This window comes from Chitinophaga sp. MM2321 (assembly GCF_964033635.1).
In the GTDB taxonomy this organism is placed as follows: Bacteria; Bacteroidota; Bacteroidia; order Chitinophagales; family Chitinophagaceae; genus Chitinophaga.
Genome location: NZ_OZ035533.1, coordinates 4,330,688 through 4,356,692, shown reverse-complemented (window position 1 = coordinate 4,356,692; position 26,005 = coordinate 4,330,688). Strand labels below are relative to the sequence as shown.

16 protein-coding genes are annotated in these 26,005 nt (G+C 46.0%); 8 read left to right on the top strand and 8 right to left on the bottom strand.

Annotated elements, in window-relative coordinates; all coding sequences use genetic code 11:
* The 5 genes from ABQ275_RS16800 to ABQ275_RS16780 are packed head-to-tail and all read left to right on the top strand — an operon-like array spanning position 1 to position 8,151.
* Complete coding sequence (locus ABQ275_RS16800) at positions 1-1,044, top strand: DUF5007 domain-containing protein (protein ID WP_349314309.1); 1,044 nt, start codon at positions 1-3, stop codon at positions 1,042-1,044.
* Between the two features lie 40 nt (positions 1,045-1,084).
* Positions 1,085-4,315, top strand: a complete 3,231-nt coding sequence (locus tag ABQ275_RS16795) for a SusC/RagA family TonB-linked outer membrane protein (RefSeq protein ID WP_349314308.1) — start codon at positions 1,085-1,087, stop codon at positions 4,313-4,315.
* A gap of 21 nt (positions 4,316-4,336) precedes the next feature.
* Positions 4,337-5,818 (top strand): RagB/SusD family nutrient uptake outer membrane protein, encoded by a 1,482-nt coding sequence (locus ABQ275_RS16790; RefSeq protein WP_349314307.1) that lies wholly within the window; start codon positions 4,337-4,339, stop codon positions 5,816-5,818.
* 17 nt (positions 5,819-5,835) lie between these two features.
* Entirely contained in the window at positions 5,836-6,534 is a 699-nt protein-coding gene (locus ABQ275_RS16785) for a fasciclin domain-containing protein (protein WP_349314306.1), read from the top strand.
* 18 nt (positions 6,535-6,552) lie between these two features.
* A complete protein-coding gene (locus ABQ275_RS16780; RefSeq protein ID WP_349314305.1) occupies positions 6,553-8,151 on the top strand; it encodes an IPT/TIG domain-containing protein in 1,599 nt (532 codons plus the stop codon).
* 47 nt (positions 8,152-8,198) lie between these two features.
* Here ABQ275_RS16780 and ABQ275_RS16775 read toward each other — a convergent pair whose 3' ends face one another.
* The 8 genes from ABQ275_RS16775 to ABQ275_RS16740 form a co-directional block, all read right to left on the bottom strand.
* A complete protein-coding gene (locus ABQ275_RS16775; RefSeq protein ID WP_349314304.1) occupies positions 8,199-9,038 on the bottom strand; it encodes a ThuA domain-containing protein in 840 nt (279 codons plus the stop codon).
* Between the two features lie 13 nt (positions 9,039-9,051).
* On the bottom strand, positions 9,052-10,959 hold the full coding sequence (locus ABQ275_RS16770) for an AAA domain-containing protein (protein ID WP_349314303.1): 1,908 nt from the start codon (positions 10,957-10,959) through the stop codon (positions 9,052-9,054).
* A 178-nt stretch (positions 10,960-11,137) separates the two neighbouring features.
* A complete protein-coding gene (locus ABQ275_RS16765; RefSeq protein ID WP_349314302.1) occupies positions 11,138-12,676 on the bottom strand; it encodes a sulfatase in 1,539 nt (512 codons plus the stop codon).
* A gap of 41 nt (positions 12,677-12,717) precedes the next feature.
* On the bottom strand, positions 12,718-14,127 hold the full coding sequence (locus ABQ275_RS16760; protein ID WP_349314301.1) for an alpha-L-fucosidase: 1,410 nt from the start codon (positions 14,125-14,127) through the stop codon (positions 12,718-12,720).
* Positions 14,128-14,155: 28 nt separating this feature from the next.
* Positions 14,156-15,538 carry a RagB/SusD family nutrient uptake outer membrane protein gene (locus tag ABQ275_RS16755; RefSeq protein ID WP_349314300.1) on the bottom strand — a complete coding sequence of 461 codons (1,383 nt, stop codon included), beginning with the start codon at positions 15,536-15,538 and terminating at the stop codon, positions 14,156-14,158.
* A gap of 124 nt (positions 15,539-15,662) precedes the next feature.
* A complete protein-coding gene (locus ABQ275_RS16750) occupies positions 15,663-18,737 on the bottom strand; it encodes a TonB-dependent receptor (protein WP_349314299.1) in 3,075 nt (1,024 codons plus the stop codon).
* 93 nt (positions 18,738-18,830) lie between these two features.
* The gene (locus tag ABQ275_RS16745; RefSeq protein ID WP_349314298.1) at positions 18,831-19,862 is read right to left on the bottom strand and encodes a FecR family protein; all 1,032 of its coding nucleotides are present in this window, start codon (positions 19,860-19,862) and stop codon (positions 18,831-18,833) included.
* Positions 19,863-19,983: 121 nt separating this feature from the next.
* The gene (locus tag ABQ275_RS16740; protein ID WP_349314297.1) at positions 19,984-20,535 is read right to left on the bottom strand and encodes a sigma-70 family RNA polymerase sigma factor; all 552 of its coding nucleotides are present in this window, start codon (positions 20,533-20,535) and stop codon (positions 19,984-19,986) included.
* A 114-nt stretch (positions 20,536-20,649) separates the two neighbouring features.
* On the opposite strand from ABQ275_RS16740, the gene ABQ275_RS16735 reads away from it, so the two are divergent.
* The 3 genes from ABQ275_RS16735 to ABQ275_RS16725 all read left to right on the top strand — a co-directional run bounded on the left by ABQ275_RS16735 (position 20,650) and on the right by ABQ275_RS16725 (position 25,997).
* Positions 20,650-21,213 (top strand): RNA polymerase sigma-70 factor, encoded by a 564-nt coding sequence (locus ABQ275_RS16735; protein WP_349314296.1) that lies wholly within the window; start codon positions 20,650-20,652, stop codon positions 21,211-21,213.
* 94 nt (positions 21,214-21,307) lie between these two features.
* Positions 21,308-22,450, top strand: a complete 1,143-nt coding sequence (locus ABQ275_RS16730) for a FecR domain-containing protein (protein WP_349314295.1) — start codon at positions 21,308-21,310, stop codon at positions 22,448-22,450.
* Positions 22,451-22,484: 34 nt separating this feature from the next.
* The gene (locus ABQ275_RS16725) at positions 22,485-25,997 is read left to right on the top strand and encodes a TonB-dependent receptor (RefSeq protein WP_349314294.1); all 3,513 of its coding nucleotides are present in this window, start codon (positions 22,485-22,487) and stop codon (positions 25,995-25,997) included.
* The last annotated feature ends 8 nt before the right edge of the window (positions 25,998-26,005 follow it).

The following is a 26,005-nucleotide window of genomic DNA, read 5'->3' as shown; positions in this document are numbered from 1 at the left end:
ATGAACAGGAAAGCATATAAGTACCTGGTCTTTGTGATGCTGGCGCTGGCCGTAGTCCTGTCGGGCTGCTATAAGGAGCTGTTGCCAAAAGAGAAAGACCACTTTAGTGATAATGCAGCTTTTGACAAGGATACCTATCTGGCAAATATTGGCCGCACTAATGTATTCATTGCCAACTTTAACCCCGACTATTCCACACAGCCGCTGACTTTTGAAATACAAAATATTCAACACGCAGATGGCTCACCTGCACCGGAATTGCTGGAACAGGTAAATACCTGGCAATGGAAAAAATACTATAGCGGTACAGAAAAAAGTATTGAAGAGATATATGCGAAACGCGAACCCGAAAAAAGACCGGTACTCGATATCCGGGAACATTCCGGTGACCTGATCTTCTGGAATACCGATTCTTCAAAAATAAAACCAGGGATCTACACATTCGATATACTGGTGAAGAATAATGGCGGACAAAAACTTTTTCAGAAAAGAAAACTGGATCTCCGGCGTCCACGCCCATACGATCCTTATGAGTTCTGGGATGATACCGGTGAACAGAAGGAAGAGAAAGACGGTGGTGTTATCCATCCTGAGATAATTGGGGTGAGAGATGACCTGAATAACGAAGTGAAACGGGAAGATATCAATGTGTATTTCCGGAAAACAACCATTCCCGGTAATACGGTTTCTTTTAAATTTTTTGATAAAGATTCCTTGCCGCTGAAATTATCCCTGTTTAATCTGATGAAATGGGATAGCCTCACTTACAGAAGTAATACGGTAGATGGAAAGATCTATTTCGGTTTCAACAGGAAGATGTCGGAAGATAGTACGGTGGTATCTTTTGATATCCCCAATCCTTTTCCTGTACTGGCTGATGTAGCCGGTGGTGACGAAAAAGCAGCCATCTCTTTTATGTATGAAAGGGTAGCCTTCGGGCTGCGGACACAGGCTGCTATCAGCCTGGGCTTTGCCATTTTCGAACCGGGCAGCTGGGAGGTGATCTTTAAGTGTAAGACAAATCCGCGGTTTGCGAATGATTAATCAGGTATTGTATTCCCGAAAAAAATTAAAATCTGGTGCCATGAACAAACGGTACATCATAAAGCTGGTCATCTTCATCCTGTTGTTTACAGGTGCCGGCCATGCTGTTTTTGCGCAGAATAATATCACCGTAAAAGGGCGTGTGACGGATGCCGTTACGCACGAAGGTATTCCCGGCGTAACGATCATTGACGTGAAAGGTAATAAGGGCCTGGGTGTAACAGACCCGCAGGGACATTTCAGTATTAACACGGAAGTGGATAAAGCGATACAATTCCGTTATATCGGCTATCGCTTTGAAACGGTGAAGGCGGGGAAAGCCATCCTGAATATTTCCCTTACTTCCGAAAATAAATCACTGAAAGAAGCAGTGGTAGTGGGTTATCAGAAGCGTACCAAAGAAACGGTATCGGGTTCGGTAGCTGTTATTTCCGGAAAAGATCTACAGGATGTACCGGTGTCAAATATACAGGAGCTGTTGCAGGGGAAAGTGGCAGGGTTGAATATCCAGAATAACTCCGGTGCACCCGGCTTCCGTGGTACCATTTCCATCAGGGGAATTTCACAGCTCAATGTTTCCGGTAGTGGTGATCAGGCGTACCTGGCTACTAACAACCCCTTGCTGGTAATAGATAATGTGCCGGTAGATTTTGATGGCGGCATATCCCAGTCCATGTTGCAGCCGGGTGCTGCCACGGGGCCACTGGCGCTTATTCCCCCGGAAGATGTGCAGTCTATTGAAGTGATGAAAGATGCGCAGGCCACTTCGTTGTATGGTTCCAGGGGCGCCAACGGCGTAATTGTGGTGACCACCAAACGGGGTAATTCCCCTACGCCTGTTATTGATATTAACAGCAGTGTATTCGTCAATTTTCCGCCACAGCTGAGGGCTACCATTGGTGGTAATGCGGAGCGGAGGTACCGTATTAATTCTATCCTGAAGAATAGCCTGAATGATTACGAAGCGCGGTCGATGCTGTCGGAATCCCAGTTCCTGACGGATAGTCTCAACACCTTCTATAATAACTCCACCGACTGGCAGGGATTATTTTATCAGACAACTACCAACACCAATAATAACCTGCAGATCAGTGGTGGTAATATGAAGATGAATTACAAAGCCAACTTTGCTTACCAGATGAACCAGGGTGTATTGAAAAATACCGGGTTCAATAAGTATAGTCTGAACATGCAGCTGAACATGCAGCCAAATAAGCGGTTGCGTATTGGTGCGCAATTGTTTAGCGCACTGGGACAAAAGCAACGTGGCAGCGGTGGCGGCTTAACAGATAACGGTGCCGGAGATGCCTTTACGTCCTCCCTGCTGCCCGGCCCTTCGCAGTTTGTAGGGAATCCCAAACTGGATGGCTATGAGAACAATATGGATGATAACAATACCATTAACGTGCGTGGTTTCCTGGATGTGGATTATGAGCTGGTCAATAACCTGCGTATTAACTCTACTACTTCCTACGATTATTATACGGATACAAGAGATCGTTTTAACCAGTCATTTTCCAATAACAACCAAACGGGATTGTATGGATATGTGGGCCGGCATGATGAGTTGAACACCCGCAACGGGGTGAATTATAATTACAGCAGTGACCACAGCAGTGTGGAAAAAGGACATAATATCTATGCGAGTGTGTTCAGCGAAATAAATATTAAATCAGATGATCAGCATGTGCGGGATGTACGTAACGGTCCTAATGATTTCTATTGGGGACCGCGTGGTTATTCTCCCCGTTTCTATCCCGGTAATCCGTGGAATGATCCGGATGGGATCAACGTAAATGGTACGCCGGTTTCCTATGTGTATCATGCCGCTTCGTGGGCCGGATTCCTGTCTTATAATTTCCGCACAAAATACAGTGTGGATCTTGCTTACCGGCTCGACGGCAACTCTGCTGCGGGTATCAATAACCCCTATACGAAAAATCCTTCTGTTGGCTTCAGGTGGAATTTTAATAAAGAAAACCTGATGCGTAGTCTCAGCTGGCTGGACTATGGATCTGTTCGTGTAACCTATGGCGTTAACAGCCGCCCTACCGCTACCATCCTTAATTCATTGGGGGTGTACCAGGGGTATGATAACTATAACAACAGTACGGCTATTGCACCAAATTTTGATGTATTGGCTAACCCGGCTATGGAGCCGGAGAAGTCGTCGCAGTTCAACTTTGGCGTGGATCTCGGTTTATTCAAAAGCCGCCTGGAAATTATCTACGATACTTATTATAAGCGCAATTATAATATTGTACGCGATAATTTCCTGCCGGATGCTACCGGGTATAAAAAGATGCAGATCAATGGTGGCGCCATGGTGAACTACGGACATGAACTTTCTATTACGGCACGCCCGGTTGTGCATACAAACCTGAAAGGTTTTCAATGGACGGTTACCATCAACGGTGCTTTCAATAAAGGTATACTGACCGCATTACCCGGTGGCTCACAGTTTTACCTGCAACAGGATGAGAATACCTATCAGTCTATGGCATTGAAAGTGGGCAGAAACCCGCTGAGCAATTTCATGTATGAAACCATGGGGGTGTATAAAACCACGGATGATGTGCCGGTAGATCCTGTAAGAGGTGTACGCTACAAGGCTTTCCTCGGACCGGGTATCCAGTATTTCCAGGGTGGTGATCCTATCTGGAAAGATCTCAACGGAGATTATAACCTGGGCGCTGCGGACTATGTGATCATGGGTAATCCCGATCCATTGGTGACCGGTGGGTTTAACAATACTTTCAGCTACCACAATTTTTCGATGAGCGTGTTTTGTTCTTACCTGATCAAACGAAGTATTTTAAATAATGCAGTAGCAGCGAGAATCTGGCGCTTACAATATCCCGACCTGCTGAAGAGCGAAGGCACCGCAAAGGGACCTGTGAATTTATATGATATCAGCAAAATTGATTATTGGAGAAATCCCGGTGATGATGCCACACATCCGGCTATCGTTGGTTCCTTCTATCATGATTTGCTGGTAGCGCCCAACCGCCTGGATCAGAGCCTGTACCAGGAAGATGGATCTTACTTCAAAATTAACCAGGTAACGCTGGCTTATGCTTTCCGCGATTTTGATTTTATGAAGAAGTTAAAGCTGCGGGTACTGCGTGCTTACTTTACCGCATACAATGTGGCGATGTTATCACACTATACCGGTCCTAATCCGGAAACGGTTACTTCACTGGGAAGGGATGATATCAACGGGTATCCGGCAGCCAGCAGTTTTACGTTTGGTATCGGCGCACAATTTTAATGACACCTAAATTATTTTCAGATGAAAAAATGGTATAAGATAGTGATTATAATATGCCTCTTTACAGGTGCTGGCGCCTGTAAGAAGTTTCTGGAAGTAAAGCCGCTGGACACACTTTCCGGGAAAGATTTCTGGAAAACCAAAGGCGATGCACAGAAAGCTATTAACGGCGTGTATACATTGTTGCTCCGCAAATTCCTGGATGGCACGCTGTACAATACCGGCGATTTCCGCGCAGGTAACTGGAACTGGTTCGGAAAAGATAATCTACGCGCACTGGGTACGAACAGGATGCTCAACACCGGTTCGGGAGATGGAACGGATGGTGGGCAGGATTGGTCCGGTTTTTACCGGGCTATCGCTGCTGCAAACCTGTGTATAGACAGGATACCAGGTATAGAAGACAATAGTTTCAGTACCAGGGAAAAAAAGGCATTGACTGCGGAAGCCAGGTTTGTCAGGGCTTTCATCTACTATTATATGGTGAGGATGTATGGTGATGTGCCCTTGCAGCTGGACCCCTATGATACCCAGCTCCGCAAACGGGAGGACATGATTAATGTACTGGATGTATGCAAACAGGATTTGAAAGATTGTCTGGATGATCTGCCGCTTTCCTATGAAGACCCTACCAACAGGGCTGTACGTGGAACAAAAGGCGCGGCATTGACCTTAATGGCGCATATGAATATGTGGCAGGCAGGTTTTGATAAGGCAAAGAAACAGCAATACTGGCAGGCAGCAGCAGACCTGGGAAAGGAAGTGATGGACCTGGGCGTTTATGAATTGCTGCCTTATACAAAAGAAACTTTTCAGACGATTTTTAAAGGCCGCTCTGAGGAAGGCATCTTTGAACTATCACTGGATGCCAACTATGGCGAAAAGTTCCACTCACTGATTTGTCAGTGGACCTTGCATGAACCGATCATTCATAGTGCCGGAAACGTGTATGGTGGATTCGGCAGTGAGATCACGCCGATGAAGAAACATCTTGACCGCCTGTATGTTCCGGGAGAACCCGACAAAAGATTTGAGCTGTGGTTTGATGATCCTTATTGCACTAAGAATCCGCAGTCGGCTATGTTCCTGAAATTTTCTGCGGTAACAGATCCTACATCGAGGGACTACGACGCCAACTTTATCTTTTTCCGGTATGCAGATCTGTTGTTGCTGAGAGCAGAAGCGTTAGCAGACCTGAAACAGGATACAGACGCCAGGAAGTTACTGAACATGATCCGTGAGCGGGCCGGCGCCAGGAGCTATATAGGCGGTGGCGATAAGGCTTTGCAGGATGCCATCTTTGCTGAAAGGGAAAAGGAAATGATGGGAGAAGGGCATCTGTGGTACGACCTGGTGCGTACCGGCAGGGTAACAGATCAGAACCTGACAGAGAACTATCTCACAACCGATCAGTTTAATAAGGGCGCCTGGACCTGGCCTATATACGATGGCGCGGTCAGGAATAATCCGCTGATAACAAAAAATCAATACTGGATCCAATAACCGCAAAAATATACTTTATGCGAAAGCTATTGCCCATGGCCGGCATCCTGCTGTTAACAGGATTATTATTTTCTGCCTGTAAAAAAGATTATTATGTAGATGGAGGACTGGCAGAGCCCCACTACAATGGCACCATCTATGACTACCTGGCAAATAATCCTTACCTGTTTGATACGGTAGCATATGTGATAGAAAGGGCGGGTTTAAAAGAAACATTGCAACATGATTCTGTTACCTTCTTTGCACCAACCGATCAAAGTATTAAGGAGGCAATGGATGACCTGAATTTCTACCGGTATATTACTGTAGAAGACAGCGTACACCTGGCTGATATAGATTCCACCATATGGCGGAAATTCTTATCCCGATATATCATCAGGGGAAAATATCCTGCTAAACGCTTTGCCCGGATAGACCCTGTTAACGTATATGCGTACCCGGGAATAAACTATGTGATGGATGACGGCTATATCCTGAACATCGGGCTGATCTATCAGAACTATAACAATGTGGAAGCAGTAGGTGCACGCATTATCCTGCTAACGGATATCACCTATGATCCTGCCACCTTTACCAACAACCCGGCAGTGACGGTGGCCACCTCAGATATCCTGCCTGTCAATGGGGTGTTGCATGTATTGAATCTCAGCCATACGCTGGGGTTTCGCCCGAATGAATTTTTGACGATAGCCGAACAGGACCTTCAGAACAGATAATCTTTTAATGCAAGTAGTATGAAAAAATATACCTATCTCCTGGTGCTCCTGCTTGGCATGGGCGCCTGTAAAAAAGAGGCGGTCAACTCTAACGGGAAAGATCCTTACCAGGAAACAGTGGTGCCTGCCATCAGCATCAATAAAGACGGGATCAGTCCGGGCAAGGGAAGCGTGAATGATGAAGTGACGATTGCCGGTAAAGGATTTGAGGCGAATAAAGATAAATTATCGATCCTTTTTAATAATGTGAAAGCTACGGTGCTGTCGCTAACAGATACGACTATACGTGTTAAGATCCCGGCGATGGCAGCTACCGGTAATGTATCTGCGCAGGTAGACCAGCAATATTTCTTTGGTCCGTTTTTCCGCGTGGAGGGTACTTTTGAGATGGACACGCTGTACCCCGGTTCCCGTGGGGCCAACGGCGCTATCTATGATATTGTTCCGGTGGAAAATGATAAATACCTGATCGTTGGTGATTTTACCAACTACGATAATGCCAACATAGATGGTGGTGTAAACAGGGTGGCGCGCATCAACCATGATGGTACGCTGGATGGCTCGTTTACCTATGGAAAAAATAAAGGGAGCAATAGTTTTGTGAGTACAGCCATAGCGTTACCTGATGGCAGGTACCTGGTAGCAGGCGGTTTTAGCAGTTACGAAGGCACCGGTTATGTGAGCAGTATTGCCCGGTTGTACAACAATGGCTCACTGGAAACAAACAAGATCATCTTACCGGTATCGCAAAAGGAACAGACGGTATCTGTATTGCGGGGCGGCGTTTCCGGGCAGGTGGGGGCCTTGCACCTGCAACCGGACAATAAAATAATTGCGGTGGGTGCTTTCCGTTATTATGTACAGCCGGATTTTAATCTTAAAACGGTGGATGGTACACTGGATTCTGTTCACCTGGATTCTATCATGGTCAATAATATGGTGCGGCTGGATGCTGACGGCGGTATTGACAGCACTTTCAATTATGACCTGGTGAATCACCGGGGGAGAGAAGGGGCGAATGGCAGCATCAATCGTTCCCTGTTATTACCGGATGGAAAGCTGCTGATTGCAGGCAACTTCACCAAATACAACGGACAGCCGGTAAACCGGTTGGCCCGCCTGAATACTGACGGCTCGCTTGATCCGTCTTTTAATCCCGGATCTGGTGCAGATCAGCCCATCTATAATTTTGAACGCCAGCCTGATGGTAAATATCTTATCGTGGGTGCATTCAACAATTATAATGGACAGAAAACACCGCATATAGTACGCATCAATGAAGATGGCGCCATAGATCCTTCTTTTAAAGTAACAAAAGGTGCGGATGGTAATGTGTTTGCTATTGGCATTATGCCGGGCGGAGAGATTGTACTCAGCGGAACTTTTAAGCAATTTGATGACCTGTCCCGGAATAACTTCATTGTACTGAAATCTGATGGGTCGGTTCATCCGGGCTATAATACCAATGGCGGCATCTCTCTCGGTGAAAACGCCGTACGTGGCGGCATCAACAGATTTGTGCAGCAGCCGGCAGAAAAATCTATGTTGGCCGTGGGAAGTTTTACAAGGTATGATTTCAGGACCAGCAACCGCATTGTAAGGATTACGTATAAATAAGATTAAAAAGATGCGGGTTTCCACCACGGAGGCCCGTAGCTTTTACCTTACTTCCGGCCACCCAGCCACAGCAGGCTGTTAATAATTAGTTTATTCTGCACTTCATTGGCAAAGGTAAAAGACAACGTTTTATTGGTCTTGTGTTCGTAGTCAATATCATTATGCCCCATGTTTACATACATCATCCTGTATTTTTTATTTGTCCACACAACCGGGTAATAGCCGCTATGCCATATTTCCTGTTGTTTTGGACCGGTGCCCAGTGGAAAGCTGCTGGCATCAATGGATAAAAGGATGTCGATGTCGGGGTTCTTACGAAGGTCGTTGGACCAACGGTACCATTCATTCGGGGAAGATTTGAATGTTTCCGGCAGGCCCTTTGTGGCGGGGTGTTGCCGGTCTTCCACCCGTAAAATGGCAGCCGTAGGGCGCCAGGTGTTACTGACATAAGAGCCGGCGCCTATGAATGTATCATGGTACCAGTTCCAGTTCTGCGGGAAATCAGAAGGAGTAAGCGCGAACCCGGCAAAATGAAACCCCATCCAGGCGCCGCCATTTTCCATATACTTTTTGAATGCTGCACGTTGCGCCGGATCATCGGGACGGGTATCCAAAAAAAGAACCACCTGGTATTGTGACAGAAACTGTTCATTCAAGTTATGCCAGTTACTGGTGGTATCATAAGTGAAGTGATATTGTTTCGCTATTTCCGGAAACCATTTGTTGGCCTCATGTACGAAACTGATATGCGCCTGGTCGTTCCTGGCCGTGAAAAAGGCGATAACTTTGAATGCGGGCCCGGATGCCTGTCCTTTGATGCCGGTAGCTGTAAAGAGGCTTATTATGCAAAACAGGATGACCCTGCGGGTCGTCAGGTGGCATTTCATGTTTGTGAATTATTTAATTATCTACAAATTCCCAGGCACTTTTATAAGCATCTTTATGCTCCGTATAAGTAATAAAATCAGCGTAAAACGGCAAGCGCGATAGGGTGCCGCTATCACCGATCACCACCAGCTTTTTCCGCGCCCTTGTCATCGCTACATTCATGCGGCGGATATCGGAGAGGAAGCCGATCTTGCCTTCTGTATTGCTGCGCGTCATGCTGATGTATACAATATCGCGCTCCTGTCCCTGAAAACTATCAATCGTATTGACCGCTATTTTATCTCCATAAGCCAGTAGCACCGGTGAATGTAACAGCTGCTCCTTCAGTATATGAATTTGTTGTTTGTAGGGAGAGATAATAGCGATCGTAGGAAAATCTTTTGGTTGATAATGGCTACCCAGTTCCGTCACAAGCTGCGTTAAATGTTTGAATAGAAATGCGGCTTCTTCCGGATTGGTGGTGCTGGTGCCTTCAGATTTTTCTTCAAAGCCACAGCCGGCGGTATCTATAAAAGCGAGGGGCGTGTCTGTTGAAAATAACAGATGCTGTGCTACGGAAGCATGTGCTTTTAATTTATCTCCATAAAATATGGCAGCAGAATAACCCATGATCATTTCGTTCATGCGGTATTGTTCTTCCAGCAAAACAACGGCTTCCGGATGAAGGGCCACACACTTTTCGAGGAGGGTGGTGCTTAATCCGTTACGGGCTGCTGCTTCCGACTTTACGGTAGGCGACAGCTGGCAATGATCGCCGGCTAAAATTACTTTCTGCGCTTTTATAACAGGAATCCAGCTGGCTGGTTCAAGCGCCTGTCCGGCTTCATCGATGACCACTGTTTTATATTTGACATTACGCACGGTGTAATGGTTGGCGCCTACGAGTGTGGCGGTGATCACCTGTGCTTTGGCTACCAGGTCATCAATAATATATTGTTCGGTGTTGCCTACTTCTTTCATGATCTTATGCGCTTCATCAAAGAGGGCTTTGCGCTGTTCGCGTTCGGCTTTCCCAAAACTGCGTTTGTATTTATGCGCCATATTCCTGAATTCGTTGGCCTGTTTCTTCAGCTTTTTGATTTCTTTCATCTGCGCATGCTCGGCCATTTTACTATCCATCGTCAATGACATCAGCCGCTCCGACACCCGTGCAGGATTGCCTACACGCAGTACATTGAGTCCTTCATCCGATAACTTTTCACTCAGCAGGTCAACAGCGGTATTACTGGGCGCTACTACCAGTATTTGCTGATGCTCCTGTTTGATGAGGGCTTTGATGGCCTGCACCAGGGTAGTGGTTTTGCCGGTACCGGGAGGGCCGTGTACAATAGCCAGGTCATTGGCCGACAAAATTTTATTTACCGCCGCCTGTTGCGAAGCATTTAATTTTTGATTTGTAAAAGCAGGAATATCAGTTTGAAAGGAGGGAGATTTTTCACCTGTCAGGATTTTTATCAGGCGGCCTTCTTCCGCTTTTTCGTGGAGAACGGCAGCCTGTTTTACGGCGTTCTGCATTTCATCATAACTGTTGTCATCAAAAAGCAGATCGATCCCTAACTTTCCGTCATTGGCCCATTCAGGCAATTCTTCGGTGCGTAAGGTAATTTTAAGCCGGTTGCCACCCTGGTAAGTAATGGTGCCTTCTACGCGGTCTTTTTTTGGATCATGGTTGGAAAAAAGCACTGCTGATACGCCAAAACGGAGTTGATGAGCAATATCCTGGTGCGTGGTACGCTCCACTTCTACTGTGAGATAGTCTCCCCGGCCCACTTCCGAACCCCTGATGGCAATAGGATACCAGGTGAGGCCATTGGCCCTTCGCTGCGATACAGTGGTGGTTTCGGTTAGTTTCAGGTAAGATTGCTGGTCCTCTTCCCGCTCTTTCTTCAGTAAATCCAGTAGCTTTTTGAAATAATCCATCCGCCAAAGATAACCAGAACCAGGATTAAACAGATAAAAGGATTAACCGGATGGGTGTTTTGTTAAGTATAAAAAGATAAAAAAGATTGCCGGAGATATCAGCGTCATCCCGCTTTTATCTCCGGCAATCTTTTTATAAATATAACAAAACGCCCATCCGGTTAATCCTTTTATCTGTTTAATCCTGGTCCGGGTATGGGACTACTTTATTCGTTTCCCTGTATACCGGCATTTGCGCATCATAACCCTTTAATTTCCGGGTTAATAATTTTGCCATTTCTTTTGTTTTGCCGGGATTTGTTTTGGCGAGATCATGTTCTTCTTTGATATCATCTTTCAGGTTATACAATTCCAGCCTGCCATATTTTTCAAAATAGATGAGTTTCCAGTCGCCTTGTCTTACAGCGGTCATCCAGGAATTATCTACGCCGAGGTTGCCACCAGCCCAATCGTTGGGGAAATTCCATACAAGCGCACGTTTATTATCCTGCAAACCGGCATCTTTTAAATACGGCCGGATGCTTTGTCCATCTACTTTCTGTACGGTCTTATACTTTTTTATTCCTGCCATTTCCAGGATAGTAGGATAAAAATCTTCGATGATCATATACTGACTGGAAACGCTTCCGGGTTTGGTAACACCGTTCCAGCGCACCATCATGGGTTCTCTTACACCGCCTTCATACAAGGAACCTTTGCCACCGCGCAACGGATAATTCTGCGAGTTGGGGGCACCCTGCCGGGGAGGATGAGAGAAGCCGCCATTGTCTGACATGAAAATAATGATAGTGTTGCTGGTTAGATCGTGTTTGTCGAGATAGTCCATCAGCTCGCCCAGGCTTTGATCCATACCTTCTACCAGGGCAGCATACGCCGCTTCGTGGTTGGTTAATCCCATATCCAGGTATTTCTGGATAAACCTTTTGTCGGCATTATAGGGGAGATGTACCGCGTAGTGCGACATGTACAGGAAGAAAGGCTGTTGCTTTAATTGGGCGGTATCCATTGCCAGCATGGCTTCCTGTGTGAGGTCTTCTGTCAGGAAAGTTTCGGTACCCCAGTATTTTTTCATGCCGGGAATATCTGCCTGCACGATATAACGGTCAGGGTTATATCCAAAATCTTTTTCGGCGAAGTAGGAAGCGGGATTGCCTGCTGCGCTACCGCCGATATTTTTCACAAACCCTAAATTGAGCGGATCAGCACCTAATGTCTGATGTGCACCGAAGTGTGCTTTACCACATTGGATCGTATAATAGCCGTTGTCTTTTAAGATCTGTGGAAGTGGGGTGGCATGAACGCTGCGCTCCTGGGTACTTTCAGGCGACAGTCCGTTTACATTCCATTCCGGGATGTCCAGCACACTATCTTTTTGGTCTACCGGTTTATTCCTTAGATGGATCCAGTTGCTCACACGGTGACGGGCCACATTCATACCTGTTAATAAACTTACCCGCGAAGGCGTACACACGGATGCCGCATATGCGTTGGTAAATTTCATGGAAGTAGCGGCGAGCCGTTCCATGCTGGGGGTATGAAATTTTTTGTTGGAAGTGGTCACGCTGTCCCAGAAAGGTACTGAGGTATCCTGCCAGCCCATATCATCTACCAGGAAAAAGATCACATTGGGTGATTTTTGTGCGGGCTGTTGCGCCATTGTACTACAGCTGACGAGCAACGCAGCACATACACCACCGATTTTTAATTTTGCTTTCATCTGAATATTTTTTTACGGTAGAAGATCAGCGGGATTACCCGCTAATCTTTGTCAGTATTGATTTTTAGGCTGCTATCATCAACAAGATAGGCCCTGAAAGATTGAATGACCGGCTTGTCCGTGCTGGTGACTATCTGCAACCGGAGGGCGCTGGCAGTTACTGCAGGAAAAGTTTGTATCCGCATATTTCCTATCGCTGTTCCTGTACAGATATTTTTCCAGCGACCTTTCACTTTTGCCTGTACGGTATAAGACCGTACGCGTTCTCCTTTGGTAATATCTTCACTGATCGTTACCTGGTTTATGGGTTGCGTTGTGGAAAAAACCAGGTCCATCACTTTGCCGGTTCCTTTTGTTTCTTTTAAAGGCGCATCAAAACGTTTTTTTATTTCGTCGCCGAAATCTTTTAAACGCGCAACGTCCGGAGCAGGGACCAGGCCCGTGGTATCAGGTGTAATACCCAGTATCAGGGTGGAATTGCGTCCAACTGACCGGTAGTACATATCCACCAGGTCTGATAAAGGATAGATATGCGCTTCGTCACCAGGCTCCCAGAACCACTCGTGGCGGCCATTGTAGCCCCGCAGCGGTGCATCTGCCATGGCCGGTACCCAGTATTTACCGTTTTCATCACCATGTTTTGCGAGGTAAAAATTGTTGGTACTGATGGCAGGATACCGGTCTGTGAGCATACTCGGATAAGGGAAGGTAGACCAGCAGGGATAACCTACTGTACCGGTTTCAGAACCACCCCACCTGGCATCAGACAGTTGTGCATTCCAGTAAAATAAACAATCTGGCTGGTATTGCTGCACAATGGGCAGTACGTCGGGAGCGCCCAGTGCAGGGTCTGAAGCGCCGCCATCAAACCATATCTCAAATAATTTGCCGTAACGGGTACACAGTTCTTTCACCATCCCTTCACAAAGCCGGTTGTAATACTGTTGCCGTTGCTGCCGGAACAGGCTGTCGCCACCCTGTACTTTAAAATCATGCACGCCTAAAAAAGCATTCCAGCGGATGCCGATATACAAGCCCGGCTCAATGCCGTACTTCCGGCAGGAAGCCACGAAATCAGCTACGATGTCACCTTTGCCGTCTTTCCATTTTAAGGCTTTCAGGCAATAGGGGTTTACATCAGACTGGTATAATGCAAAACCTGTTTCGTGTGTAACGGTCAGTATAGCGAAACGTGCACCGGCATCTTTGGCTGCTTTCACCCACTGATCTGTATTCAGCGCAGCAGGATTAAAAATATTATAATCAGCTACCGGTGTAATCCTGTTTGTTGTCTGATTATATTTTTCTTTATCAAAAATATGCAGATCGTAATGAAATACGACGCCGAGTGATGCTTGTTGCCAGGCTGCCTGTCTGGCATTGGGTAATACCTGCGCCTGCGCACAGCAGGCAATAAGCAGCCCGGCAAGTAATAAAAGCCTGTTGATCATTCTTTATCTATTAATGTGCGATTGACGATTAATATTCGCCGTTCTGTGCCAGGTTTTTGTCTGCATCAATTTCTCTTTGCGGAATAGGATACAAAACATGATAGTCTTTTGCATTCACGCCTCTTGCTTTTGCACCGGAGATGAATTTACCCATCCTGATCAGGTCTTCCCTTCTCTTTCCTTCTGCAAAAAATTCACGGCCTCTTTCTTCCAGTATAAAATCGCGCAACTTTTCTTTGGAAGGATAAGCCGCCAGTTTGATGTCTGCAACGCCTGCCCTGTTCCTTACCTCGTTGATAAGATCAATAGATGCGATAGTGGCGCCATTCAGTTCATTTAATGCTTCTGCTCTTGACAGCAATATATCGGCATACCTGATTACCGGAATATCATTTCCCATATCAGCTGATAACCCATTCGGGTCAGGCACAAACTTAAACGACCTTGCATTGTCCAGGCTTTTGCCGGTGGCATCCCGCACCATTTCATGATGGGTGCCTTTTGTATCCGTATACTCCGTCAGGATCATTTTGAACCTTTTGTCGGCAGGCTCAAAGGTATCCACGAAGCTGGTATACAGTTTGAATTGTGCGCCGAAAATAATCCAGTTGGTCTGAATAGGATAAGAGGCGGGGAAAGTATGTGCCATCACAATGTTGCCATAACCAGACTGGTTGATACAGGGGAATGTGTAAATGTACTCGGCATTATTTTCATTCTCCACTGCAAAGAGCCTGCTGATATCCGGGAACAAACTGTAAGCAGACAAGTCGATGATCTGTTTTGCTGCATCGGCGCTTTCCTGCCATTGGCGTGTGTTTAAGTAAAATTTGGTCAATACCGCCAGTGCAGCGCCTTTGGTGGCCCTGCCACGTATGGCCTGGGTCACCGGCAAATCCTGTGCAGCTGCGGTGAGCTCGTCGATGATGAACTTTTTAATCTCATCATCAGTAGCCCTGGCTTGTTCTGCATTTACATTCTTTGTGCTGGTAATAAGCGGTACCGGTCCAAAGAAATTATACATGTAACTGTAAGCGGCTGCCCTGATAAATCTTGCTTCTGCCACAAATCCTTTCAGCTTGTCGGCCGGAATGCCGCTGTTGTTATCTTTGTTGTCGAGGATAACATTTGCATCCCTTACAGCTGCGTACGACTTTGTCCAGGAAGTATTAAAGAAGTCGTTGGTAGCGTTCCAGGTAAAGTTGATAAAGTCTTTTGCCTGTGCTTCAAAGCCACCGCCTGTTTCCAGCATTTCATCGGTACAGAATTCGCCGAAGCAGTACATGTCATTCCTGGCGGCGTAGTCTCTTACCTGTAACTGGCTGTAGGCGCCATTTAACACCTTTTCAAAACCATCTACGGTATTGGTAAAAGATGCCGGATCGTATTGTGTATAAATGTCTTCTTTCAAAAACTTTTTACAACTGCCAAACATAATTGCAAGTGTAAAAATTGATAAGTAAACAAATAATTTTTCCTGTTTCATCCCTGTATTTTTATAATGTTATGATGATAGATCTTACCTGCGGATACGTTTAAAAATTCACTTTAACACCGAGCCTGAACACTTTTGTTAATGGATAACTATTCTGGCTCACTTTTGTAACGCTTGTTCCGAGTGCATTTGCATCGGGATCATAGCCGTCGTAATTAGTGATGGTGAACAGGTTGTCCGCAGCGAGGTAAGCATACAATCCTTTTATAGTATTATTCTTCACGGGTATATCGTAGCCAAGCGTCACCGTTTTAAGGCGCAGGAAGGAAACATCCTGCACGGTATAGGAGTTTACGGAGTATTGCCCGCCATACCTGGAAGCGTTGATGCCGGAAGGATATTTTGCTGTTGTGTTTTCAGGTGTCCATCTGTCCAGGTAATATTTTGCCATGTGGTTACGCTGGAAGTTGATGGGATAAATAGATTCTATTACGTTGGCATCCAGGGTAGAAATACCTTGTACACCCAGTAACAGTACATTTAGTGTGAAACGTTTGTAATTAAAGTTGTTGGTAAAACCCCAGGTGAATTTTGGTAAAGGGCTACCCAGTACTTTCCGGTCGTTTGGATTGATCACCTTGTTGCCGTCCTGGTCTTTAAAGATAGGATCACCTGCTTTTGCACCTGCCTGTCCGGAAGCAGCGGCTTCCTGGTCGTTCTGGAAGATGCCGGTTACTTCATATCCATAGTAGGAGTAGATCGGCAGACCTGTTTGTACAAGGGCGAAGTTGGGGATAAAGGCAAAGGCGCCGGTCAGTACCTGCGGAATAAAACCAGGTAATTCAGTCACCTTGTTTTTGAGGAAGGAAGCTGACATACCGCTTTCCCAGGTGAAATTCTTTTTCACGATATTTTTTGTGTTGATCTGAATATCCATTCCGGTATTCTGCACACTTCCGAAATTCACAACCTGCGAAGAGAAGCCGGTAAAGGCAGGAATGGGTTTGCTGAATAGCTGATCCCTGGAATTTTTTACGTAGACTTCTATGGCACCGTAGATCCGGTCGTTAAAGAAACCGAAATCGAGTCCGAGATTGTATTCTTCTGTTGTTTCCCATCTCAGGTCTTCGTTCGGGAACCTGGCTGGTTCAGCACCCTGGTACAGGTTATCACCAAATACGGCTTTCCCGCCGGCAATATATGTTTGCTGAGTGGCGAAGTTGTCGATAGCCTGGTTGCCTATTTGTCCGTAACCAAAGCGCAGTTTCAGGTTGGAAATAGCTTTGGCACTTTGCATAAATGCTTCTTTATAAATATTCCATCCTACTGCGGCGGAAGGAAAGAGGGCGTATTTATGTTTATCAGAGAAGCGGGAAGTACCATCTGATCTGAAGGAAGCGGTTAATAAATATTTATCCTGGTAGTTGTAATTCAACCGGCCCAGGTAAGAATTCAATTTATTGGAAGTGCGGGAACTGGATACATTGTCGCCGTTGATACCATCGCCACTCTGCAACAAATTGGTGTTGGTGATGTCTGATAAAAAGTTACGGCTGCCAGCCATAGAACTTTTGTAGTCGTATCTTTCCGTAGTGGTACCCAGTAATAAAGAGAAGCTGTGGTCGTTGAACTTCTTATCATATTTAGCCAGGTATTCCATGATCCAGTGAGTGTTTTCCTGGTTCGTGATAGTACCTATTCCACCGGCAGAAAGCCCCAGCTGGGTGATGCGGCTGTTATAATAATCATCCCGGTAATTGAGAATGTCCACACCCAGACGAGCCGTAAAGGTCAGGTCTTTTATGGGCGTGTAGTTTGCGATAACTGTTCCGTAATTATTATTGGTGATTCTTTTTTGTGTGATCCCGTTAACCACGGCTAAAGGATTTTCCATGGAGATAAGCGGGTTAAAACGATACCTGCCATCTGCATCTTTGTCCGGTGTAACAGTAGGATCAAAATTCAATGCGGTGTTGATAGCACCTGCATTTTCATTGAAGGAGGTTTCGCCGTAAGGCTTACTGTTATTGGATCTTGTGAGGTTGGCAGACAGCAGCATGTTAAACTTGTCTGACGGTCTGATCTCATAATTAATACGGGCATTGTATTTTTCATAACCGGTATTCAGCAAAATACCCTGCTGATTAAAATAGTTTAATCCTACATAGTATTTATTGGTAGCCGATCCGCCGGAGAAGGACAGCTGATGATTTTGCGCAATCGCTGTTTTGAAAATTTCATCCTGCCAGTCGGTACCGTTGCCGATAGAGTCAATTTGTTTTTGTGTAAAGACGGCCGGTTGGTTCTGTGCTGCTGACAACTCATTCAATACGTTCATGTATTGTGGTGCATCCAGCATATCCAGTTTTTTGGCAATCTTTTGTACGCCTATATAGCCGCTGTAGGTAATGGCGGCTTTTCCTGCGGTCCCTTTCTTTGTGGTGATGAGTACCACGCCGTTGGCCGCCCTGGAGCCGTAGATAGCGGCGGAACTGGCATCTTTCAATACCTGTATGGATTCAATATCATCCGGACTGATAGACGAAGGGTCTACGTTGGATAGTCCATCAACTACCACCAGTACATCGTTGCCGCTGTTGATAGAGCCGGCGCCTCTTATCCTGATATTCACACCACCACCGGGTGCGGAGCTGGACTGGCTCACATACACGCCCGCGGCCTTACCATTAACGGCTTGTATGGCGTTGTTGTTAACGCCCTGTGTAAGATCTTTCTGATTAATGGTAGCGATGGAACCGGTGAGATCTGTTTTCCGCTGGGTACCATAACCTACCACAATCACTTCATTTAAAGCGGAGGTACTGGTCTTCAGTTTTACCAGGAGAGAAGTAGATTCTCCCGCTTTTAAAGTATAATTCGCCAGTGTTTGGGTTTCATAACCGATATAACTGATGGTAAAGGTATAACTGCCATTTACCGGTAACCGGGAGAAGATGAATACCCCGTTAGAATCTGTTTGTGCACCGGAACTAAGGTTGGTGGTGTTGTTTTTGGCAAGAACGCTTACATAGGGCATTGTTTTCCCCGCTTCGTCCCTGATAATGCCTCTCACACTGCCTGTCCGCTCCTGTGCCATGGCCATTGAATGTACTAATACGAATACCGAACATAAAAACGGTAGCAGCCTGGTTGATAAAGAAAGTCTTTTTCGCACGTGTAGTTGTTTTTGATTTAAATTATAGGCAAAGGACTCCTGTTATGCCCTGCAGTGGCATTTCAACTCCTGTTGCTATCCTGTATTAAGTGATTATTTCTTTTTTATGGTATACCCCTTACCCGTTTTTGTAACGGAGAGATTGTTCAGTAATGCGATATCTTTTAAAATATTCACAAGAGAATCCGCTTTTTCAATCCTGCCGATAAAATTCATTCCTTTCACATCTGCCTGGTTGTAATAAAGTGGCACATTATATATGTCTGCTAACTGGTCAAATACGTGGGCCAGGTCCTGGTTGTCGAACATATACCAGTTGGATACACTGGCCTGATTATTTTCAGTGACGCTTTTGCCGGCCACCACTGGTTTTGCTGCTTTTGCTGTTATCAGTGCGGCGATACCGGTGATCCGGTTGTAACTGAATTCATCACCTGGCAGGAGGTAGTAGTCTTTGTTTAATCTTACCTGCATACTGTCGGCAGATTTCACCACTACTTTTCCCTGGTACAAATGTACTTTTATGTTGTTGTCGCCGGGAAAGGCGGTTACCCCGAATTCGGTGCCCAGTGCGGTAGTAGCGATGGCATTGCTGAATACTGTAAATGGTTTGGCTACATCCCCCGCTACTTTAAACCGTGCTTCTCCTTCTAAATAAATATTCCTTTTGTCCTGTTGAAAAGGCGCATCATAGCGTAATATTGATGTTGGCAACAACTCCACCACTGAGCTATCCGGCAAAATAATCCGCATCGCCTGGTTGGTGGTATTGGTGATCGTTTTATAATTCGGTTGCACCATGGCCACTTTGTTTCCCTGACCTTTATCTGCTGTAAACCAGAGATAGCCTGTCAGTAAAACGCCCACCAGGGAAGCAGCTACGGCTACCTGTTTCAAACGGATGATGACGGCACTTTTTTTCTTTTGCTGTTGAATGATGTTCCAGCTTTCCTGCCAGAATTCCTCCGTTTTATCAGCTACCACTGTTTCATCCCATTCCTGTTGGCCCAGGTATTCGTTGAGCAGTGCAGGATTATCTTTCAGATATTCACTTACCTGCGCTGCTTCTTCCGCAGTGCAATCTTTGCTTAAAAAATTCTCTATTAGTTCTTTTGAAATCTGCATTATTCAATAGTGGCCTCTGATAAAGTAATACGCTGCAAAAGGTAAAACTCCTGCGCGTTAAATAAATTTATTTCTACTTAATGTATAATTAATTTATAATGAGATGATTGTGTGTTATTTTTTATTTGAAAAAATGACTGCATAAGAGAAGGATGATCAAATGAAGATATTTTTTCAGTTGTCTTACCGCTTTGGCAATATGGTTATCAACCGCTTTTACAGAGATGGAGAGATGGGTGGCTATTTCTTTATAGGAATAACCTTGCAGGCGGTTCAATACAAATGCTTTCTTTTGAACTGCCGGCATCTTTTCCAGGAGTTTGTGCAAACGCCTGTTGATATCCCGTTCATCGGCATTATCACCGGCGGGGTCCTCTACCTGGCTGGTATCGTCGGATACAGCAGTGGCGCGGAACGACCTGCTTTGTTTTCGGATAGCATCAATAAAAACAGTGCGGGCAATATTGAATAAATGCTGGTCGAGCGAGTAATGTTCGGAGAGGGAATGGCGGTATTGCCATAATTTCAGGAAGGTAGTTTGCAACAGGTCTTTTGCTTCTTCCTCAGACTTTGTTTTCTTTAAAAAATAGCCATACACTTTTCCGCGGCAACTAATATACGCCTGCTCAAACGACAATTCGTCCCCCTGTTTTATAGCTGCTATTAAATCCACGACAAAACGAAAATAGCCTTTTTCAATTACTTCCGCCCATCATATCACTGGATTATTTTTATATTTGGACGGATCAACCAACTATTTCTTTATAGTGAACACGTATTTACGGGGATGGAGGAGCTGACTGACATCATATTACTACAACGACTTAAAAACAACGAAGAAGAAGCATTTACCGGAATTTACAACCGGTACTGGCAACCTTTGTACAGTACCGCCATGAGTATTCTGCAACAGGGCCCGCTGGCGGAAGACCTGGTACAGGAGGTGTTTATATCCCTGTGGCGGCGGCGTAATGAGCTGGAAATCGAACACCTGAAAGCCTACCTTGCCAAAGCCGTAAAGTTCCAGGTACTGAAAGCCATCCGTAATAATAAGGCGGATGGCCAGTTCTATGAACGGTTACAACATGTTACGGCAGTTATTATAAAAGAAGACCCCCTGCTGGGTAAAGAGATGCAGGCAATATTTGCCCGCCTTACCGGTACCCTCCCCGACGATTGCAGGGAGATCTTCCGGTTGAGCCGGGAAGAGGGGCTTACCTACCTCGAAATCGCCACCAGGCTGCATATCTCTGTTAAAACCGTTGAGAAAAAAATGTCCTTTTCATTAAGACATTTCCGCACCGGCCTGGGTAAGGCACTGTTACTGCTCCTCCTGGCCAGGATCAGCTGATATTTATCTCCCACCTTGTTCTATCCATGATTTAAAAAAAAATCTGTTCCTGCCGTAGGGTACACCTCCCTTTTTGGTACTTAAAGACGTAACAATGGAAAAGGACCTTTTTATACAATTAGTAAACCGCTACCTGGATGGTACTGCAACAGCGGAAGAACGCCGTCTCCTGGACGCCTGTTACCACAGGTTGCAGCATGATGTGCCCGTTACATTGCTGCCACAGGAAGAAGCTGCTCTGCGGGAAAGAATGCTGCATAATATCAATGCTGCGCTGCTGGCGGATGAAACACCCGTCGTGAAAATGAAAACCCGGTACTGGTGGAAATACACTGCTGCCGCCGCATTGCTGGGCGCTATCGTAGCTGTAAGTAGCTATTTTTTACTTCGCCCGCAGGAGACAACACGCCACCCATTGGCTACCATAAAGGAATACAAGGGACCGGTACCGGGTTATAACAAAGCCACACTGACGCTGGGAAATGGTTCGGTGGTACAACTGGACAGCACTGGCAATCAGGTGATCCGGCAGGGGAATGTCAGCGTATACCAGCAAAAAGGGCAACTGCGGTATGAAGCGAAAGGCAGCGCAACAGCAACGGCATTTAATACACTCACAACGCCGCGGGGCGCGCAGTTCAGGCTCACACTGCCGGATGGCTCCATCGTATGGCTCAATGCCGCCTCGCAGATTAAATTCCCCACTTCTTTCCAGGGCGCTGAAAGAAACGTGACACTTACCGGCGAAGCCTATTTTGAAATAGCCGCCAATGCACAACAACCATTTATGGTAACCGCCAACGGGGTAGCCGTAAAAGTACTGGGCACACATTTTAATGTGATGGCATATACAGATGAACCTTTTGTGAAAACAACCCTGATGCAGGGCAGCGTGAAAGTCTGCAGGGAGAAAAAGGAAGTGCTGCTCGCACCCGGACAGGCGGCCATCGCCAGCTACCAGCGTACAGATATCCAGGTACAGCAGGCCAATACTGTGGAAGCGGTAGCCTGGAAAAACGGATACTTTGTTTTTAATGATGAAAACCTGGAAAGCATCATGAAGAAAATAGTGCGGTATTACGATGTGGAAGTAGTATACAAAACAGATATCAGCCATAAAAATTTCGGAGGGTCAGTAGCCCGTTTCAGTAGTCTCACCGAACTGCTGGAAACACTGGAACTGACAGGAGATGTACATTTCAATATTGAAGGAAATAAAGTGATCGTTTTGCCATAAAGAGAATTATAAAACCTATAACCAAACAACCAAAATGCTCAAGAAGTCCGTGTTATTCACACGCAGGAAGTACGGCTACGCCTATACGAAGCCATTACTGAAAATGAAGTTTTCATTTATTTTCCTGTTAGTGTTCATGGTGCAGGTAAATGCTGCATCCTATGCCCAGAAAGTAAGCCTGTCTGCCCGCGATGCTACCCTGGAGGAAGTATTCGGGCAACTCAAAGCACAGAGCGGCTACGATTTCCTGTACAGCTCCCAGGCGCTGCACAATACCGGGAAAGTAAACATCCAGGTAAAGAATACCGACCTTTCCAGCGTCCTCGAAAAATGTTTATCAAACCAGGATCTTACTTATGTCATTCACAACAAAACAGTGGTGATAAAAAGAAAGACAGCTGTTACTCCGGAAAGTCCGCTACAGAACCGGAAAGTAACCGGATCAGTAACAGATGAAAAGGGACAACCGCTGTTAGGTGTCAGCATCAAACTGAAAGGCACCAGCATTGGCGTGGTAACGGATGCAACGGGGAAGTTTTCTTTGACGGTACCCGGCGACAACAGCGTGCTTGTTTTCAGCTACATCGGTTACATCACACAGGAAGTAGCGGTACAAAATAACAGTACGGTAAATGTATCGCTGAAGGAGCAGACCTCTTCGCTCAACCAGGTAGTGGTGGTAGGTTACGGCACACAAAAGAAAGTAAACCTGACAGGCGCCGTTTCCGTGGTAAGAGGTGCTGATCTCGAAACCAGGCCGGTGGTAGATGCCACGCAAAGCCTGCAGGGAATGGTACCCGGACTAAACGTGAATGTAAGCGGCAACACCAAACCCGGTCAGAGCTTTGGCCTGAATGTGAGAGGTATGGGCAACCTGAGCGGAACAGATAAACCTTATGTACTGGTAGATGGATTGGAGATGCCACTCTCCGATGTAAACCCGAATGATATAGAATCGATTTCGGTACTGAAAGATGCGGCGGCTTCCGCGATATATGGTTCCAGGGCTGCTTACGGCGTAATACTCGTTACCACAAAAAGAGGAACATCCGGCAAAACCCTGATCAACTATTCCTCAAACGCAGGACTCACTTCTCCCATTAAATTACCGGACATGGTGAATTCACTGGAGTTTGCAAAATATTTCAATGCCGCTACCTTCAATGCATTGGGCACCAAACAATACACAGATGCCAAGCTGGCTTTGCTGGAACAGTATATAAAAGACCCCAGCAACATGTCTGTATTCCCGGAAGTAAACAGCAACAATTATGCTGACTGGGAAAACAGTTCAAATGGTGTGGCCAACACCAACTGGTTTAAGCTGCACTACAAACCCTATGCTTTCCGGCAAAATCATAATATCAGTTTAAGTGGTGGTAACCAGGCTACACAGTTTTATGTATCCGGTGGTTACTACGGCGAAGGCGGCACCCTGCGCTTTGCCGATATTGATTTTAAACGTTACAATTTCAACGCCAGCGTAACTTCCCAGTTGGCAAGCTGGATAAAGATCAAGGCGAATACAAAATATACGAAGTCCAGTTTTGAAACACCTTTCGCAGGATTTGAAGACATGATCTTTCATAACCTGGCGCGTATGCGGCCCAACGTATCGGCGTATGACCTGAATGGTAACTGGACAGAACAATCCATGATTCCTTACCTGCAATCCGGCTCCAAATCACAAACGGATAACACGAAGCTGGCATTGCTGACAGGTGTGGAGATCACACCATTAAAGAACTGGAAAATATTTGTGGACGTAAACCTCAGTCAGCTGAATACTGAAGCTTCTGCGCTGAAACTGCCGGGTACTATTTACGGGATCGATGGCACGCCTATTATGGTGAACAGGGCCGAGTACAATATTCCGCCCAAAGGCAGCTATTCGCGCGATATGATGAATACGCTCTATATTTCTCCCAATATCTACAGTACCTATGCTTACTCGCTACATGATACACATAACTTTGAACTGACAGCTGGTTTTCAGCAGGAGTCCAATCAATATAAAAGTTTATCTGCCAGTGCACAGGATCTGATCAGCAACGAACGTCCCGGTATCAACCTGGCTACCGGTACCAAGCTGGTAACGGAAAGCCGTACCCATTGGGCTACGCAGGGCTTCTTCGGCAGACTGGCCTACAACTATAAAGAAAAATTCCTGGCAGAAGTAAATGGCCGATATGATGGCTCTTCCCGTTTTGCTACAGACAGCAGGTGGGGATTTTTTCCTTCCTTTTCTGCCGGTTATAATATCAGCAAAGAGAATTTTATACAGGATATCGCTCCCTGGCTGGATCTGCTGAAGATCCGCGGGTCTTATGGTTTCCTCGGTAATCAGGCCGGTGCGGGACTTTATTCCTTTTCAGAAAATATGAATGTGGTGGTGCCGGGCATCGGTAGCGGTGGCAACTGGTACTACAACACCGGTCGTGAATCCTATATTCAACTGCCGGGTTCCTTTAATCCGTTCATTACCTGGGAGAAAATTGAGAACACCAACGTAGGGCTGGATTTCATGGCATTACAAGGCCGCCTTTCCGGTAGCTTCGATGTATACCAGCGTAACACCCGCGATATGTTGGGCCCCACACTGGATGTTGCCGATATGTACGGTGCTACGCCTCCTTTAAGTAATAACGCGGATCTGCGTACCCGTGGATGGGAATTATCGCTCAGCTGGAAAGGCCGTATCAGTAATGATATTACCTATACAGCAGGTGCACTCGTGGCAGATTATAAATCAGTCGTAACAAAGTACCAGAATCCTACCAAATCAGATCCTGCCAATTCCTGGTATGAAGGTAAAGCAGCCGGAGAGATCTGGGGATACCGGGCATCAGGATTAATACAGGATGAACATGAAGCAGCGGAGTATAATCAGCTCGACCGTTCTTTTTTATCTGCGAGAGACTGGCTGCCGGGAGATGTAAAATATATTGACCTGAACAATGACGGCAAAATAAACCGCGGCGCCAACAAGGAAGGAGATATGGGTGATATGACGATCATTGGTAACAGTACACCGCGTTATTCCTATTCCGTAAATGGTTCCCTTTCCTGGAAAAGGCTTACCCTGTCGATGATCTGGCAGGGAATAGGTAAGATGGATTTTGCACCGCAAACAACAGATGCTTACTTCTGGGGCTCCGGATCACTGGCGCAGGTAACTGTGTTTAAGCAGCACCTGGATTACTGGACACCTGAAAATCCAAACGCCTATTATCCCAACCCATATGCGTCACCGGTAGGTTCCATCAATTCATACGTCAACAAAACACAGCAGGTGTCAGACAGGTACCTGCAAAATGCCGCTTATCTCCGCTTAAAAAATCTTACGCTCAATTATGCGTTGCCGGTAAATCTGTGTGAAAGGATAAAGCTGAAAAAGCTCAACGTATTTATCACAGGGGAGAACCTGCTCACTGTTACAAACCTGGCAGAGATGTTTGATCCGGAAACGTTGGTGGGCGGCTCTGCTCCGGGAAAAATTTACCCGTTGAGCAAAGTGTATTCTGTTGGCCTGAATATTAATTTTTAATACAAGTT